We start from the raw sequence: 16,001 nt of genomic DNA on the forward strand, positions 1-16,001 counted from the left end.
AGCGCGGCCCGGGAAGAGACCGCGGGATCAGTCCGTGGCGGTGACGAAGTCGACCAGCCGCTCGACCGCGCCGATCAACGGCGACTCCAGGTCGCGGAAGCTGGACACGGCGCCGTAGACGCGGCGCCACCCGTCCTGCGGGGTCCCCCAGCCCAGCTCGCGGCAGATTCCCGTCTTCCAGTCCTGTCCGCGCGGGATCTTGGGCCATGCCGCGATGCCCACCGCCTTGGGTCGCACCGCCTCCCACACGTCGATGTACGGATGACCGGTGACCAACACGTGCGGTCCGACGTTCTGTGTCATCCGGGACTCCTTCGAGCCCTCGACCAGATGGTCGGCGAGCACGCCGACCCGTCGTCCCGGTCCCGGCCGGAACTCGGCCAGCCGGTCGGCGAGATTGTCGAGGCCCTCCAGGTGCTCGACCACCACGCCCTCGACCCGCAGGTCATGGCCCCAGACCCGCTCGACGAGCGCGGCGTCGTGGATGCCCTCCACCCAGATCCGGCTCGGCAGCGCGGTGCGGGCCTTCAGCCCCTCCACCCGGGTCGACCCGGACGCAGACCTGGTGGCCGCGACAGGCTTCTTCGCAGCAGTCGGCCGCACCAGGGTCACCGGCTTGCCGTCGATCAGGAAGGCCGCCTCACGCATGGCGAACAGTCGCGTCTGTCGTCGCCCGTCCTCCAGACGGACGTAGTCGCCGTCGTACGTCTTCTCCATGCCGACCACCGCACCGCAGTAGCCGGTCGCCGAGTCCTCGACCACGAGCCCCTTGTCCGCGGGGACCTTCGGGTACTCCGGTCGTCGGCTACGGGTGTGACCCGAGAAGATGTTTCCGCCGTACATGTCGCGTCCACTCACGGTTGACAACGCTAGGACACCGATTCGGTTGGTCGCCGCCCGCCACGCCGACCTATGCTGGAATACCGTGTCCTGTCCCAGCACCACCCTGACCCTGTGGGCCGCCTCCTGGCTCGCCGGGGCGAGCTCCCCCGACGACGTCATCGACGCCGTCCAGTCCTGGGCGCCCATGCACCTGGTCGGCGCAGGCGACGCCGAGGTGGCACTGCGTCTGGACCTGCCATGGCCGCAGCTCCAGGACAACGGACCGATCGTGCTGATGCGCATCGCCCGCATGCTGAGCGCCGAAGAGCCGGACACCCAGCTCACCCTGGTGTTGCCTGCGCCGGGTGATGTGCGCGGCTTGCCCACCGGTACCGACTTCGCGGCGGCCACCATCCATGCAGAGGAAGGCATCCTGGTCGGCGCGCCCGGCCGGCCGGGGGTCGGCATCGTGCCGACCGTGGAGGGTCCGGATGTGCTGCGCTGGACGGTGTTCCCGGTGCCGGTCATCCCGCAGCCCGTCGAACAGATGGGGCTGGGCGAGGCCGAGTTCGAGATGCGCCGCGCCGTCCGCGACGCGGCCGACACACTCGCCTCCATGCGCGGCGGGTTCGCCGCCGACGACCGCGACCCACGCGCCCGCGTCGCCGAGGCGCTCGAGGAGTTCTCGCACCACAGCTACCCCGAATCCACTCCCGATCGCGCGCTGCGCATCTTCGACACCGCGGACCAGGTGGCCGCGATCCTCACAGTCGCGGGCGAAACCGGAATCCGGGCGCAGACCGCCGCGGGCGTGGCGGCACGCGAGGAGACCCTCCGGCCGCTCTGGTCGACGATCCGGGCGGCCCGTCTCGGTGCGGTAGCCGCGACCGTGCGGGCGGCCCGGCCGCGGGTGTGACCCGACCCGCTACTTCGTGGCGGTGAGGTACGCAGGGGTCCGCGCCAGGTCCGCGAGGTCGTCGGGGAGATCCGGGACCTCCACACCGTAGGCCGCGGTGAGTTCGACCGGGCTGAACCGCCGTACGGTCCATCCGTGGTCGGCCAACCACTGCGCCGGGTCGGCCCGTTCGTCGTCGTAGAACAACGCCTCGACGTCGATGTCGCCGAACGGCTTGTCCCCGAAGTACTTGTCCCGCAACGCAAGGAACCGTTTCACGTCCGTCCCTGCACTGAACCCGTCCAGAGCGATCCGGCTGCCGGCCGCGGAGAGTCCGTCGATCCGCTCGAAGAGCGCATCGTGCGCGGCGCCTGGTAGGTACGGCAGCAGCCCCTCCGCCGACCAGGCGCACGGCCGGCCGGGGTCGAATCCCGCCGCCTCCAGCGCGGCAGGCCAGTCCTCGCGCAGGTCGACGGCGACGGGCCTGCGATCGACCTTCGCCCGAACACCGTGCGCGTCGAGCACGTCGGACTTGAAGGCCAGGACCTTCGGCTGGTCGACCTCGAAAGCCGTAACGTCCGGCGGCCAGTCCAGGCGGTATGCCCGCGCGTCCAGTCCGGCGGCCACGATCACCGCCTGCCCCACCCCGTCGGCCGTGGCCGCGGTGAAGTACTCGTCGAAGAACCTGGTCCGCACGCCCATGAAACCGGGGAAGAAGAACGGCATTGCCTCGAGTGGGGAGGGGTCGGCCAGCAGGCCGGTGAAGTGCTCATCACCGGCCGCCTCGACGAACCAGCGAGCGAACCCGTCCGTGATCAGGGGATCGGGGCGCTCCGATTCCAGCGCTCGGAAGGTCGCCACCCCCAACGCGGTGCGGCCAACGCTGCTCACGATGTCCCAGGTGTCTCCGTCGGTACGCATCAGCACCATCGCCTCTCCAGGTTCCGACTGTCCGAACACTACGCCGGTGTTCGCCGACCCGACACCGTCGGCGAGGTACGTCGACAACCCGCCGAGCCGAGGAGGAGGATCCTCGGTGACCGTCCCCAGACACGCGCAGGAGAGGGCAGACCACCGTGGACCTGAGACTCCAACTCGTACCGCTTCCCGTCACCGACGTGGATCGTGCGAAGTCCTTCTACGTCGACAAGGCGGGCTTCACGCTCGACCACGACCACAGCGCGGGTGATCAGTTCCGCGTCGTACAGCTGACCCCACCCGGGTCGGCCTGCTCCATCTGTTTCGGCGTCGGCATCGTCGACACCACTCCCGGTTCGGTGAAGGGCCTGCACCTGGTCGTCGACGACATCCACGGCGCGCGGGCCGAACTCGCCGGCCGCGGCGTGGAGATGGGTGAGGTCGAGGAGATGGGCGCCCCCGGCAAGCCGACCGTCTCGTACGCGGGCTTCACCGACCCGGACGGCAACAGCTGGACCCTGCAACAGATCTCGGGCTGATCCAGGCGGTCAGCGCCCCGGCCTGCGCGGCGGCTCACAGCACGCCACCGCACACAGGGCGCCGTTCGCACCCGCCCCGTACAGCGGTTCCGATCCGAGCCGCTGCGGGGCGGCGTCGCCGCACTGCTCCCGCACCAGCGCCGACACCAGCTGCGCGAAGCGCGGATCGGTGCCCGGCGTGCCGACCCGGACGTACCCGAGCCCGAGCTCTGCCGCCTTGTCCCTGGCCTCGGTGTCCAGGTCCCAGATCACCTCGAGGTGATCCGAGACGAAACCCACCGGGCACACGATGACCGCCTCGGTGCCTGCCGCGGCAAGCGCATCGAGGTGATCACAGATGTCCGGCTCGAGCCATGGGATCTGCGGCGGACCCGACCGCGACTGCCAGACCAGGTCGTACTCCTCGAAACCGACTGCGTCCGCGCACAACCGGGCGGCCTCGGCCACCTGTCGGCTGTAGAGCCGCCCGCCGTCGGCGGGCGGGCCTGCCGAGGCGTCCGCGGAGACCGGGATGGAATGCGCGGTGAACACGAGGCGGGCACCGGCGCGCCGATCGGCAGGGAGCTGCTCGCGGGCCGCGGCGATCGCCTCCGCGAACGCGGCGATGAGCAGGGGGTGGTCATAGTACTGCCGCAATTTCACCAGCGCGGGGGCACCGTCGCCGACCGCCGACCGCGCCCGCTCGATGTCCTCGTGATACTGCCTGCACCCCGAGTAGCCACCCCACGCCGAGGTGGGGAACACCAGCGCCGAGCGGACACCGTCGTCGCGCATGCGAGCGACGGTGTCCTCGACCATCGGATGCCAGTTGCGATTGCCGAAGTAGATCGGCAATTCGATTCCCGCATCGGCGAACTCGGCCTCGACCGCGGCGATGATGTCGCGGTTGAGCCGATTGATCGGCGACACCCCACCGAAGTGCAGGTAGTGCTCGACCACCTCGTCGAGGCGCTCGGGCGGCACTCCCCTGCCCCTGGTCACGTTCTCCAGGAAGGGGCGGACGTCGTCGGGCTTCTCGGGTCCGCCGAAGGAAAGCAGCAGCAGGGCGTCGTACTCGGTGGTCATGGCGGGAGTGCTCGTACCTAGCCGGCCATCGCGTGGAAGCCGCCATCGACGTAGATGATCGAGGCGCTGGTGCCGGGCAGCCAATCAGAGAGCACCGTGCACACGCTCTTCGCGACCGGCGTCGGATCGTCGACGTTCCAGCCGATCGGGGCGACGTTGTCCCAGCCCGTGTTCAGCTTGTCGAGCTCGGCACCCGGCCCGGTGCTGTCGCCGGCGATGGCCTTGGCGGCCAGCGTCTTGATCGGGCCCGCGGCAACGAGGTTCGAGCGGATACCCCGCACGCCGACTTCCTTGGCCACGTACCGGTTGACTGCCTCGAGGGTGGCCTTCGAGACACCCATCCAGTTGTAGAACGGCATCGCGCGCGACGGGTCGAAGTCCATGCCGACGATCGAGGCGTTGTCGTTGAGCACCGGCAGCAGCGCCTTGGCCAGCGACGCGTACGAATACGCCGACACCTCGAGCGCGGTCGAGATGTCGGACCAGGGCGCGTCGAGGAACGGTGCACCCAGCCCGGAGCGCGGCGAGAAGGCAATGGAGTGCACCACTCCGTCGACCCCCTCGGGGGCGAGCTCACGAACTCGGTCCGCCAACGTCGCAAGGTGCTCGTCGTCCTGCACGTTGAGCTCGATCGCGGGCGGCACCGGCTGCGGCAAGCGCTGCGCGATGCGGTCGATCAGCCGCAGCCGGTCGAACCCGGTGATGATGACCTTCGCACCTTGCTCCTGCGCCACCTTCGCGACGTGGAACGCGATCGACGAGTCGGTGATGATGCCGGTGACGAGAATGGTCTTGCCTTCGAGCAGTCCGCCCATGTTTCTACTCCTGTGAATGAAAGTCGTTGGGTGCGTGATGTTTCGAGCGGAACTAGTGGCCCATGCCCATGCCGCCGTCGACGGGGATGACCGCACCGGAGACGTACGCGGAATCCTCCGAGGCGAGGAAGCTGACCACGGCGGCGACGTCCTCGGCCTTGCCGACGCGCTGCAGCGGGATGAACTTCTTCGCCATCTCCTTCATGTCCTCCGGCAGGTCGGCGGTCATGTCGGTCTCGATGAAGCCGGGTGCGACGACGTTCGCGGTGATCGACCGCGAACCCAGCTCGCGGGTCACCGAGCGCGCCAGACCGATCACGCCTGCCTTGGAGGCGGCGTAGTTGATCTGCCCGGCCTGACCGGCCATGCCCACCACCGAACCGAGGAAGATCATCCGGCCCCAGCGCGCCCGCAGCATGGCACGGTTCGCCCGCTTGGCACAGCGGAACGCACCGGTCAGGTTGGCGTCGATGACGTTCGTGAACTGCTCCTCACTCATCCGCATGAGCAGGACATCGTCGGTGATGCCCGCGTTGGCGACCAGCACCTCGACCGGACCCTGGTGCTCCTCGACCTCGGTGAACGCCCGGTCCACCGACTCCGCGTCGGTGACGTCGCACTTCACACCGAACAAGCCCTCGGGAACCCCGGAACCACGGTGCGTGACCGCCACCTTGTGGCCGTCCGCCGCCAGACGCTGGGCCACCGCGAGGCCGATGCCGCGGTTGCCTCCGGTCACGAGCACGGAACGGGACGGAGAGGGGGTGTTCGACATGCGATCAACCTATCTGTTCGTGTACGCCGCATTGGCGTCGGTCGGTGGAATTGTGACGGGTCATGGCCCCGCTAGGGCAGGCGTTGGCGCAGAACCAGCGCCATGGCGAGCCCCGCCGTCGTGCACAGCACCCCGAGCACCAGCCAGGGCCTGCTGGCGTCGCCCCTGGTCGTCTCGAACCCGATCTGTTCCTCGAGGGTGTCGTAGACCTTGCGCAGCTCCTCGAGGCTGGACGCCGTGAAGAAGCTACCTCCGGAGAGGTTCGCGATCTCGCGAAGTGACGGATCGTCGACCGGGACCGGGATCCGCTCGTTCTCGATGTCGACGGTGCCGTAGGTGGTGCCGAACGAGATCGTCGAGATCGGCACGCCCTTCTCCTTCGCCTCCCTGGCGGCGGTGTAGCCGCCGCGCAGGGCGTCGGGATCATCGGGGACGGTCTGCTTCCCGTCGGAGAGGAGCACGATCCGTGCGGGCGGCGCCTGATCCCCGCCGCCAAGGACCGCGCCGAGCGTCTCGATCGACTGCAGCGAGGTGAAGATGGCCTCGCCCGTCGCCGTGCGTTCACTCAGCTTGAGGTGGTCGATCGCGGTCTTGGTCTCCTCGCGATTGATGGTCGGTGAGACCAGTACCGATGCGGTACCCGCGAACGCGACCAGCCCGAGGTTGATCCCGGGCGTCAACCCGTCCGCGAAGTCCTTCGCGGCTGCCTTGGCGGCGTCGAACCGGGTCGGCTCCACGTCGGTGGCCTTCATCGACAGGGAAACGTCGATCACCATGATCACGGTGGCCCGGTTCCGCGGCACCCGCTTCTCCGAGGTCGGGCCGGCGAGCGCCACCGTGAGCAGCAACAGTCCGCACAGCACGAGCGCGGTGGGCACGTGCCGATATCGGCCTGGCCGCGACGGGGCGACCTTCTCGAGCAGCTCGAGATTGGAGAACCGGAGCAGATGCTTGTGCCTGGTCCGCTGGACGAGGACGTAGGCGACGGCCAGCGCCGCCACCACCACGAGGAACGCCAACCACAGGGGGGACGCGAAATCAGCGAAGCTCACTGGCGCGGCACCCGATTCACCCGAGCACCATAACTGTGTCGGCGCGACGCCACGAAGCGAACGACATCGGCGATCCAGTCCCGGTCGGTGCGCAGCGCGAGGACGGGCGCCCCGCACCCGCGCAGCGTGTGCTCGACCGCGATCCGGTGCGCCTGCGCGGCAGCGGCGAAGTCCGCCCGCAGTGCCGGGCTGGTGTGGAACTCCCGGGTCCGACCCGTCTCCGGATCGTGCAGCACGACGTCGCCCACGTCCGGCAGCTCCACGTCACGGGGGTCGAGAACCTCGATGCCCAGCAGGTCGTGTCGACCGGACAACGCGCGCATCGACCGCTCCCAGTCGATCGGACCGAGGAAGTCGCTGATCACCACGGCGAGACCGCGCCTGCGCTGCGGACGGCGCAGCGACTCGATCGCGCCGCGCAGGTCGCCCCGCACCCCGTCCGGGGCGTGTGGGGTGGTCGCGATCTTCCTGAGCATCGCCTGTGCGTGCAGCCGCCCGCCGCGCGCGGGGATGCGCACGGTCCGCTCGCCTGTCGCGACGATGGCGCCGATCCGGTTGCCGCCCCCGCTGGTGAGGTGGGTGACGGCGGCCGCGGCGGCCACCGCCAGGTCGCGCTTCTCGGCCCCGGTCGTCCCGAAGTCCAGGCTCGCGGACAGGTCCACGACCAGCCATGTCTCGAGCTCGCGGTCGGCGACGGATTCCCGCACGTGCGGATGCGTCGTCCTCGCGGTCACCGACCAGTCCATCTGGCGAACGTCGTCGCCGGGCTGGTACTCGCGGGCGTCGCCCGATTCGGTGCCCGGCCCCGGGATCAGCCCGAGGTGCTCGCCGTGCAGGACGCCGTCGAGCCGCCTGCGGACCGTCAGCTCGAGGGTGCGCAAGGCTGCGGACAGCTCCGGGTTGCGCAGCTCGCCCGAACGGAACGAGGGCAACGCGCCGCCGTCACGATGAGCCGGGGCGCTCACCGCTGCTGGCCACCGACCGACGCGGTCGGGTCGGCGACGGCCTGTTGCTGCGGCGTGCCGTTGGACTGCGGTGCCACCTGCGGGGCGACCGCTCCGTTCAGCGCCTGCACGGGCGGGGCAACCGGCTGGGCCGCGACCTGCGGGAGACCGACGCTCTGCAACACCCGGGTGATGACCTCGTCGGGTGAGACGTCGTCCGCGAGTGCGTCGTACGACAGCACCAGGCGGTGGCGGAGCACGTCCGGGATGACCTCGAGCACGTCCTGCGGCACCACGTAGTCGCGTCCGCGCATCAGTGCGAGGGCGCGCGAGGCGGCGATGATGCCGAGCGTCGCACGCGGCGAGGCGCCGTACGCGATCCACCCGGCCACGTCTGTCAGGCCGAGCTCGGCGGGGGTGCGGGTGGCCGCGATGACGCGAACCACGTAGTCCACGAGGGCGTGGTGCACGAAGACTGCGCTGGCGGCCTTCTGCAGGCGGATCAGCTCGGCCGGATCCAGGATCGGCTTCGGCTCGGGAGCCGCGACACCCATCCGGTAGACGATCTCGCGCTCCTCCTCCACGGAGGGGTAGTCCACCAGGATCTTGAACAGGAAGCGGTCGCGCTGCGCCTCGGGCAGCTGGTAGACGCCCTCGCTCTCGATCGGGTTCTGGGTCGCCATCACCAGGAACGGCTCCGGCATGGGGAACGTCTTGCCGCCGATGGTGACGTGCCGCTCGGCCATCACCTCGAGCAGGGCCGACTGGACCTTCGCGGGGGCACGGTTGATCTCGTCGGCGAGCACGAAGTTCGCGACAACGGGACCGAGTTCGGTGTCGAACTCCTCCCGGCCCTGCCGGTAGATCCGGGTACCGACCAGATCGGTCGGCACCAGGTCCGGGGTGAACTGCACCCGGGAGAACGAACCTCCGACGACGGTGGCGAAGGTTTCCACCGCCAGCGTCTTGGCGACGCCAGGCACGCCCTCCAGCAGCACGTGCCCCTTCGCGAGGAGTCCCACGAGAATGCGCTCGACCAGTCGGTCCTGCCCGACGATGACCCGCTTGACCTCGTAGATCACCTTCTCGAGGATCTGCACGTCCGTACTGCCGGTTGCCCCGTCAGCTGAGGTCACCAAGAATCCACCGCTTTCACATCGATCGCCTCGATCCGCCTCCGTGTCCAGGAAGGCGGTCAGGTCGCTACACCAATCGGACCACGTACGGGGTCATGCCATCCCAGCGCACCGGCGACACCTTGACGATGGAACCGGATTGCGGCGCCTCCAGCATCTCCCCATTGCCAAGGTACAGCGCAACATGCTGACTGGCGTTCGGTCCATAGAAGATCATGTCGCCGCGTCGCATCTCCGAGGACGACACCTGCTCACCGGCGGTGTACTGATAGCCGGTGTAGTGCGGCAGCGAGACACCGATGCCCGCGAAGGCGTAGATCATCAGGCCCGAGCAGTCGAAACCGACCTTGTTGAAGTCGCCGTAGCTGTCGGCCACGCCGCCGTCACGGATACCGAGGGTCGGCCCGTTCTCGTCCCCGCCGCCCCAGGCGTAGGTGACACCGAGCTGCGACATCCCGCGGTCGATCACGGTCTCGACTGCGGCGCTGCCGGTGACGGACGGTTTGGGCTTGCTCGGCTTCGGCTTCGGCTTCGGCTTGACCGGCTTCGTGGTGACCGGCGGCGACTCCTCGGACTCCTCCGACTCCTCGGACGTGGCCTCCTCGGATTCCGAGTCGACGGTGCCCGATTCCTCGGTGCCGTAGTCGGTCGTGTCGTCCTCGATCTGGGTGTGCGGGCGCTGTCCCGTGGCGAGCTCGCGGGCCCGGTCCTTCGCCGCCTGGTTCGCGGCGACGCGCGCCGCGGCAGCGGCAGCGACCTCCCGGGCAGCGGCCGCCGCCGCGGCGATCGCGGCCTGCTCCGCGGCGCGCTGGGTGTCCCAGTTGACGAAGGCCTGGCGCTGGCTCTGCAGCCCCGAGACATTCTCCCTCGCGGAGGCGAGCGCGGACTCCGCCGACGACTTCTGTGCCTCGATCGCGGCCTTCTTGCCTGCCTGCTCCGCCAACGCGGACCTCGCGACCGAGATGGCGTTCTCGGCGTCGGACTTGCGGGATTCGGCCGCGCTTGCGGCGACATCCGCCTGCTGCTTTGCCTCGCGCGTCGACGAATCCTTGTTCGCCTCTTCGGTTCTCGCGCGTTGCAGCGCGTCCATCACCGAATTCTTGTTGGTGGCGAGGATCTTCATCACCTGGGCGCGGTCGAGCACGTCGCTGGGTCCCTGCGATCCCAGGAACGACGCGAAGGACGCGAGGCCGGTGCCCTGCTTGTACGTTCTGGCCGCGAACTCGTCGAACCTGGTCTGCGCCAACTCGATCTGTGCGCCCGCGTCCCGCAGTGCCTGCTGGCTGATGCCGACCGCACCCGCGGCCGCGGCGGCCGCGTCCCGGGACATCTGCAGGTCGACCAGCGCCTTGTTCACCTGCTCACGCTTGATCGCGACCTCATCGTCGAGCGCGCGCAACTGCTGGTCGGCGGCGGCCACGTCGTTGATGAGGGTGCTGACCTGACCGACGCGCTCCTCGACGCCCTGGCCGGCCTGTTGCAGGTCGGATTCGCTCGGATTCGGCGGTGGCGGCGGCACCGCGGCGGCCAGCCCAGGGGTTCCCGTGACCAACGAGGCCACTATCGCCATTCCGATCAGCAGTTGTGCACTACGAGTCCTCGTGCGCGGTGTCCTTCGCCTCACAGGTCTCTCCCTCGGTTCTCCACCGAGCCGGACGGATCAGCGCTCAGCTCGGTCGTACCCGCACAGGGAAGGCGCGCAAGCTCGGCAGCACTCGACGGTCAACAGACAATCGTCGAACTCCAGCCACTCGCGTGGCCATGCTGCTCAAAGCGACACTTCTTCCCCATAAGTGCCAAAAGTATCGTACGACACAATGCCCACTAGTGGAACTCTAGTCACAAGAAAAACACTGGTTTGCGCACCCACTGGGCGCTCTGAACTGCGGGTTTGTCGAATCAGTTGCGAAAGATATTCGCGGAGTTGGGATTTCTCGCGATAGACGGATCGATCCGAAGGCGGCTCGGCCGGCCCACCCGAATGAGTCGCGCTATCGAGCGTCGACGTCGCCGTCGACATGGGCAGCAGGACGCCGCGATCGCGCCCAGAAGCTCACCGCGGCAACGCCGCCGACCAGGAGCACCAGCGCCGCCGTGATGAGCCCGTACGGCGGGTCCGGTCGCGTGATCGCACCGAGGAAGTTGTCGGCCGACGCCACCGCGTTTCCGGTGTACGCCTTGTCCTGCGCATCCTCGACGGTGACCCGGCTGAGGGTGTCGCTGTAGGTACCAACCCAGCTCGGGCTGAGCACCAGCACGGTGCCACCCTCCTGCTTGCCCACCTCGGTCGCGATGTCTCGCAGTTGCGAGTCCCGCGCCGGGTTCACAGCAAGCACAACGACGCTCAGCTCGATCCCGTCCTGCTCGGCCCGGACCACGACGCTCCTGAGCCCGTCCACATCGCCGGCCGGCGCCGACACCCCGTCGTCCTGGATGTCGGCCAGGACCGCATCGATGGCGATATCGGGGGGAACGTCAGCCAGGACCGGACGAAACACAGAGGTGAGAGCAGCAGGCATCTTTCATCCGGATCGGGTCGAGGGATATGCAGCACTACGGGAACGACGTCATCGGGACCATCGCTGCTGACCCGATGCACATTACGTGACACACGTCGCGGCGCGGCGAAACCCGCGATTGCCGCGTTGCGGACGCCGGTGCCGTCGACAAGAATCGTCAGGTGTCGGATCGGGCGCGACGCGCCCTACACAGATGCCCGAAATTCTCACAGGACAAGCGTACTGTTAGACTTGCCGCGATGCGCCCGGCGTGACCGTTTGGTCCGCCGCGATGCGCTTCGCTTCAGCCGTCGGCACAGCCCCGTCGACGGCGAACCTCAATGACGAGTGGAGCTGACGTGAGCACCAGTATTGATTCGTTCGGCGCCAAGGGAACCCTCGAGGTCGGTGAGAACTCGTATGAGATCTTCCGCCTCAACGCCGTTCCCGGCACCGAGAAGTTGCCCTATGCACTGAAGGTCCTGGCAGAGAACCTGCTGCGCACCGAAGACGGCGCGAACATCACCGCCGACCACATCCGCTCGATCGCGAGCTGGGATCCGTCGGCCGACCCGAGCATCGAGATCCAGTTCACCCCGGCCCGCGTGATCATGCAGGACTTCACCGGTGTCCCCTGCATCGTCGACCTGGCCACCATGCGTGAGGCCGTCACCGCCCTCGGCGGCGACCCGAGCAAGGTCAACCCGCTCTCCCCCGCCGACATGGTCATCGACCACTCGGTCATCCTCGACGTCTTCGGCCGCGCCGACGCCCTCGAGCGCAACGTCGACCTCGAGTACGAGCGCAACGGCGAGCGTTACCAGTTCCTGCGCTGGGGCCAGGGCGCGTTCGACGACTTCAAGGTCGTCCCCCCGGGCATGGGCATCGTGCACCAGGTCAACATCGAGTACCTGGCGCCCACCGTCATGATCCGTAACGGCCAGGCGTACCCCGACACCTGCGTCGGCACCGACTCGCACACCACCATGGTCAACGGCCTCGGCGTGCTCGGCTGGGGCGTCGGCGGCATCGAGGCCGAGGCCGCGATGCTCGGCCAGCCGGTCTCCATGCTGATCCCGCGCGTCGTCGGCTTCAAGCTGACCGGCGAGATCAAGCCCGGCGTGACCGCCACCGACGTGGTGCTCACCGTCACCGACATGCTGCGCAAGCACGGCGTCGTCGGCAAGTTCGTGGAGTTCTACGGCAAGGGCGTCGCCGAGGTGCCGCTGGCCAACCGCGCCACCCTCGGCAACATGAGCCCCGAGTTCGGTTCCACCGCGGCGATCTTCCCGATCGACGAGGAGACCGTGAACTACCTGCGCCTGACCGGCCGCAGCGAGGAGCAGCTCGCGCTCGTCGAGGCGTACGCCAAGGAACAGGGCATGTGGCACGACGCCGACGCCGAGCCCAACTACTCCGAGTACCTCGAGCTGGATCTCGGCTCCGTGGTGCCGTCCATCGCGGGCCCGAAGCGCCCCCAGGACCGCATCCTGCTCTCGGACTCGAAGAACGCGTTCCGTCGCGATATCCACACCTACGTGGAGGATCACGCCGCGGCTGACCACAGCCAGCTGGACGAGGCCGTCGAGGAGTCCTTCCCCGCGTCCGATCCCGCCGCGCTCTCCTTCGCCGACGACGGTGCGGGCGCCGTGGCGTCCGCCGCGAACGGCGCCGAGGGCCGCCCCTCCAAGCCGGTGCGCGTCACCACGCCGGAGCAGGGCGAGTTCGTGCTCGACCACGGCGCCGTCGTGGTCGCGGGCATCACCTCCTGCACCAACACCTCGAACCCCTCGGTGATGCTGGGCGCAGCCCTGCTGGCCCGCAACGCGGTCGAGAAGGGCCTGTCCACCAAGCCGTGGGTCAAGACCAACATGGCGCCGGGCTCGCAGGTCGTCAACGACTACTACGAGAAGGCCGGCCTCTGGCCGTACCTCGAGAAGCTCGGCTACTACCTCGGTGGCTACGGCTGCACCACCTGCATCGGCAACACCGGTCCGCTGCCGGAGAACATCTCCAAGGCGATCAACGACAACGACCTGTCGGTCACCGCGGTGCTCTCGGGCAACCGCAACTTCGAGGGACGCATCTCCCCCGACGTGAAGATGAACTACCTGGCCTCCCCGCCGCTGGTCATCGCCTACGGCCTCGCCGGCACCATGGACTTCGACTTCGAGACCGACGCCCTCGGACAGGACACGGACGGCAACGACGTCTTCCTGAAGGACATCTGGCCCTCCACCAAGGAGATCGAGGAGACCATCGCCTCCTCGATCAACCAGGAGATGTTCGTCAACTCCTACGCCAACGTCTTCAAGGGCGACGAGCGCTGGCAGAACCTGTCCACCCCGGAGGGCGACACCTTCGAGTGGGACGAGAACTCGACCTACGTCCGCAAGGCGCCGTACTTCGAGGGCATGACGATGGAGACCACCCCGGTCACCGACATCACGGGCGCCCGCGTCCTGGCGTTGCTGGGCGACTCGGTCACCACCGACCACATCAGCCCGGCAGGCCCGATCAAGCCCGGCACCCCGGCCGCGCAGTACCTGGACGCCAACGGTGTCGAGCGCAAGGACTACAACTCCCTCGGCTCGCGTCGCGGCAACCACGAGGTGATGATCCGCGGCACGTTCGCGAACATCCGCCTGCGCAACCAGCTCCTCGACGACGTCTCGGGCGGCTACACCCGCGACTTCACCCTCGAGGGCGGCCCGCAGTCGTTCATCTACGACGCGTCGCAGAACTACCAGGCCGCAGGCATCCCGCTGGTGGTCCTGGGCGGCAAGGAGTACGGCTCCGGTTCCTCGCGTGACTGGGCCGCCAAGGGCACCAGCCTGCTCGGCGTCAAGGCCGTCATCACCGAGTCGTTCGAGCGCATCCACCGCTCCAACCTCATCGGCATGGGCGTTGTGCCGCTGCAGTTCCCGGCCGGCGAGTCCGCCGCGTCGCTGGGCCTGGACGGCACCGAGACCTTCGACATCGAGGGCATCGTGAAGCTCAACGAGGGCGTCACCCCGAAGACCATGAAGGTCACGGCCACCAAGACGGACGGCGCCAAGGTGCAGTTCGACGCGGTCGTCCGCATCGACACCCCCGGCGAGGCGGACTACTACCGCAACGGCGGCATCCTGCAGTTCGTGCTGCGCAACATGATCAAGGGCTAGGCGCAACGCGGCTGCGTGAGCCTTCGGCCACGCAGCCGCCTCGCGCGTGTGCGCGTTTTCGGCCCAAGGCGCTGCGCACCTGTGCGTGTTTTCGGCCCGGACGGGCGCAAAGCGCGCACGACCACGTCGCTGGTCCGGCGACTTCCGCTGGATGTGGTCGTGCGCGCTTTGCGCATTGACGAGATTTCCTCGCGAAGGCCGAAAACACGCACAGGTGACCGACGCAGGAGGTCGCCTATACGAAGGAGGGTGCCTATGCCTAAGGTCAGCGAAGACCACCTCGCCGCACGGCGTAGCCAGATCCTCGACGGCGCTCGCCGCTGCTTCGCGGAGTACGGCTACGACGGCGCCACCGTGCGCCGCCTCGAGGAGACCACCGGTCTCTCGCGGGGAGCGATTTTCCACCACTTCAAGGACAAGGACGGCCTGTTCCTCGCGCTCGCGCACGAGGACGCCATGCGGATGGCCGACGTCGCCGCGAACCAGGGCCTGGTCCAGGTCATGCGGGACATGCTGGCCCAGCCGGACCAGTTCAACTGGCTCGGCACCCGGCTCGAGATCGCACGCCGGCTCCGCACCGACCCCGAGTTCGCGCGGGGCTGGTCCCAGCGCAGCGCGGAACTGACCGAGGCGACGATCAACCGGCTCGAACGCCAGAAGTCCGCGGGCCGGCTGCGCGACGACCTCCCGACCGATGTGCTGGTCGGTTATCTCGATCTGGTCCTCGACGGGCTCATCGCCCGGATCGCATCGGGACACGCGGGCGAGAACCTGTCCGCCGTGCTCGACCTGGTCGAGGAATCGGTCCGCCGCAGAGATTGATCCGACCGGCGGCCGCCGCGACTAGTGCGAGAGGCGGCCGCGGCGGTTCGCGCCGCCGCGGCCCCGCAGCGTCACTCCCGCCTCGGTGAGCAGGGCCCGAATGAATCCGTACGAGCGGCCGGTGGCGTCCGCGAGCGTCCTGATGCTGGTGCCCGACTGATAGCGCTCGCGCAGCTCGGTCTGCAGGGCCTCCCGCGCACCCCCAGACACCCGGGCGCCCTTGGGTAGTCGCGTGAGCTCGGCCATGGCTGACCTCCGTACAGGAGTGCGCACGAATCCCTCGCGCGCGGCGCGTGCCGTTATTCGGCGGACTTGAGCGAACACTCTCAGGCTAGCCACCCGCGCCGCGCCGCGGCAACGATCAGGCCAGCTGAATCAGTTCCAGGTACTCCTGCGACCAGTGGTCCTCCTGGCCGTCGGGCAGCAGGATGACCCGCTCCGGGTTCAGCGCCTCCGCGGCACCGGGGTCGTGGGTGACCAGCACGACGGCACCCTTGTAGCTGCGCAGCGCGTCGAGGACCTGCTCACGCGAGATCGGGTCCAGGTTGTTGGTCGG

15 protein-coding genes and 1 pseudogene are annotated in these 16,001 nt (G+C 68.6%); 4 read left to right on the top strand and 12 right to left on the bottom strand.

Features of this window, described 5'->3' with window-relative positions; all coding sequences use genetic code 11:
* Positions 1 to 27: 27 nt before the first annotated feature.
* The gene (locus ACWFRB_RS11465; protein WP_452641065.1) at positions 28 to 858 is read right to left on the bottom strand and encodes a DUF3097 domain-containing protein; all 831 of its coding nucleotides are present in this window, start codon (positions 856 to 858) and stop codon (positions 28 to 30) included.
* A gap of 67 nt (positions 859 to 925) precedes the next feature.
* On the opposite strand from ACWFRB_RS11465, the gene ACWFRB_RS11470 reads away from it, so the two are divergent.
* A complete protein-coding gene (locus ACWFRB_RS11470; protein WP_452641067.1) occupies positions 926 to 1,738 on the top strand; it encodes a hypothetical protein in 813 nt (270 codons plus the stop codon).
* A 9-nt stretch (positions 1,739 to 1,747) separates the two neighbouring features.
* On the opposite strand, the gene ACWFRB_RS11475 is transcribed toward ACWFRB_RS11470, so the two are convergent.
* The gene (locus ACWFRB_RS11475; protein ID WP_452641070.1) at positions 1,748 to 2,638 is read right to left on the bottom strand and encodes a class I SAM-dependent methyltransferase; all 891 of its coding nucleotides are present in this window, start codon (positions 2,636 to 2,638) and stop codon (positions 1,748 to 1,750) included.
* Positions 2,639 to 2,793: 155 nt separating this feature from the next.
* Here ACWFRB_RS11475 and ACWFRB_RS11480 point away from each other — a divergent pair, with 155 nt between their 5' ends.
* Entirely contained in the window at positions 2,794 to 3,174 is a 381-nt protein-coding gene (locus tag ACWFRB_RS11480; protein WP_452641071.1) for a VOC family protein, read from the top strand.
* A 9-nt stretch (positions 3,175 to 3,183) separates the two neighbouring features.
* On the opposite strand, the gene ACWFRB_RS11485 is transcribed toward ACWFRB_RS11480, so the two are convergent.
* From ACWFRB_RS11485 to ACWFRB_RS11520, 8 genes are all read right to left on the bottom strand, one after another.
* Positions 3,184 to 4,239 carry a ferrochelatase gene (locus ACWFRB_RS11485; protein ID WP_452641073.1) on the bottom strand — a complete coding sequence of 352 codons (1,056 nt, stop codon included), beginning with the start codon at positions 4,237 to 4,239 and terminating at the stop codon, positions 3,184 to 3,186.
* Between the two features lie 17 nt (positions 4,240 to 4,256).
* Positions 4,257 to 5,054 (bottom strand): NADH-dependent enoyl-ACP reductase InhA, encoded by a 798-nt coding sequence (inhA, locus tag ACWFRB_RS11490; RefSeq protein ID WP_452641075.1) that lies wholly within the window; start codon positions 5,052 to 5,054, stop codon positions 4,257 to 4,259.
* A 52-nt stretch (positions 5,055 to 5,106) separates the two neighbouring features.
* Complete coding sequence (gene fabG1, locus ACWFRB_RS11495; RefSeq protein ID WP_452641076.1) at positions 5,107 to 5,829, bottom strand: 3-oxoacyl-ACP reductase FabG1; 723 nt, start codon at positions 5,827 to 5,829, stop codon at positions 5,107 to 5,109.
* A gap of 71 nt (positions 5,830 to 5,900) precedes the next feature.
* A complete protein-coding gene (locus ACWFRB_RS11500; protein WP_452641078.1) occupies positions 5,901 to 6,881 on the bottom strand; it encodes a VWA domain-containing protein in 981 nt (326 codons plus the stop codon).
* Entirely contained in the window at positions 6,878 to 7,846 is a 969-nt protein-coding gene (locus ACWFRB_RS11505; RefSeq protein ID WP_452641079.1) for a DUF58 domain-containing protein, read from the bottom strand. The genes ACWFRB_RS11500 and ACWFRB_RS11505 overlap by 4 nt, the downstream gene beginning before the upstream one ends.
* Positions 7,843 to 8,964 (bottom strand): AAA family ATPase, encoded by a 1,122-nt coding sequence (locus ACWFRB_RS11510; protein ID WP_452641081.1) that lies wholly within the window; start codon positions 8,962 to 8,964, stop codon positions 7,843 to 7,845. Before ACWFRB_RS11510 ends, ACWFRB_RS11505 begins: the two co-directional genes overlap by 4 nt.
* A gap of 64 nt (positions 8,965 to 9,028) precedes the next feature.
* Entirely contained in the window at positions 9,029 to 10,531 is a 1,503-nt protein-coding gene (locus ACWFRB_RS11515) for an NlpC/P60 family protein (RefSeq protein WP_452641083.1), read from the bottom strand.
* Positions 10,532 to 10,952: 421 nt separating this feature from the next.
* A complete protein-coding gene (locus tag ACWFRB_RS11520) occupies positions 10,953 to 11,459 on the bottom strand; it encodes an Rv1476 family membrane protein (protein WP_452641085.1) in 507 nt (168 codons plus the stop codon).
* 341 nt (positions 11,460 to 11,800) lie between these two features.
* Here ACWFRB_RS11520 and ACWFRB_RS11525 point away from each other — a divergent pair, with 341 nt between their 5' ends.
* Positions 11,801 to 14,623 (top strand): aconitate hydratase, encoded by a 2,823-nt coding sequence (locus ACWFRB_RS11525; RefSeq protein WP_452641087.1) that lies wholly within the window; start codon positions 11,801 to 11,803, stop codon positions 14,621 to 14,623.
* A gap of 255 nt (positions 14,624 to 14,878) precedes the next feature.
* On the top strand, positions 14,879 to 15,445 hold the full coding sequence (locus tag ACWFRB_RS11530; protein ID WP_136909375.1) for a TetR/AcrR family transcriptional regulator: 567 nt from the start codon (positions 14,879 to 14,881) through the stop codon (positions 15,443 to 15,445).
* A gap of 21 nt (positions 15,446 to 15,466) precedes the next feature.
* On the opposite strand, the gene ACWFRB_RS11535 is transcribed toward ACWFRB_RS11530, so the two are convergent.
* Together ACWFRB_RS11535 and ACWFRB_RS11540 are read right to left on the bottom strand one after the other, a co-directional pair.
* The gene (locus tag ACWFRB_RS11535; RefSeq protein WP_072751985.1) at positions 15,467 to 15,691 is read right to left on the bottom strand and encodes a helix-turn-helix domain-containing protein; all 225 of its coding nucleotides are present in this window, start codon (positions 15,689 to 15,691) and stop codon (positions 15,467 to 15,469) included.
* A 115-nt stretch (positions 15,692 to 15,806) separates the two neighbouring features.
* A pseudogene (locus ACWFRB_RS11540) lies at positions 15,807 to 16,001 on the bottom strand (ABC transporter ATP-binding protein); the annotation flags it as partial.

This window comes from Rhodococcus sp. NPDC055112, from assembly GCF_053607505.1.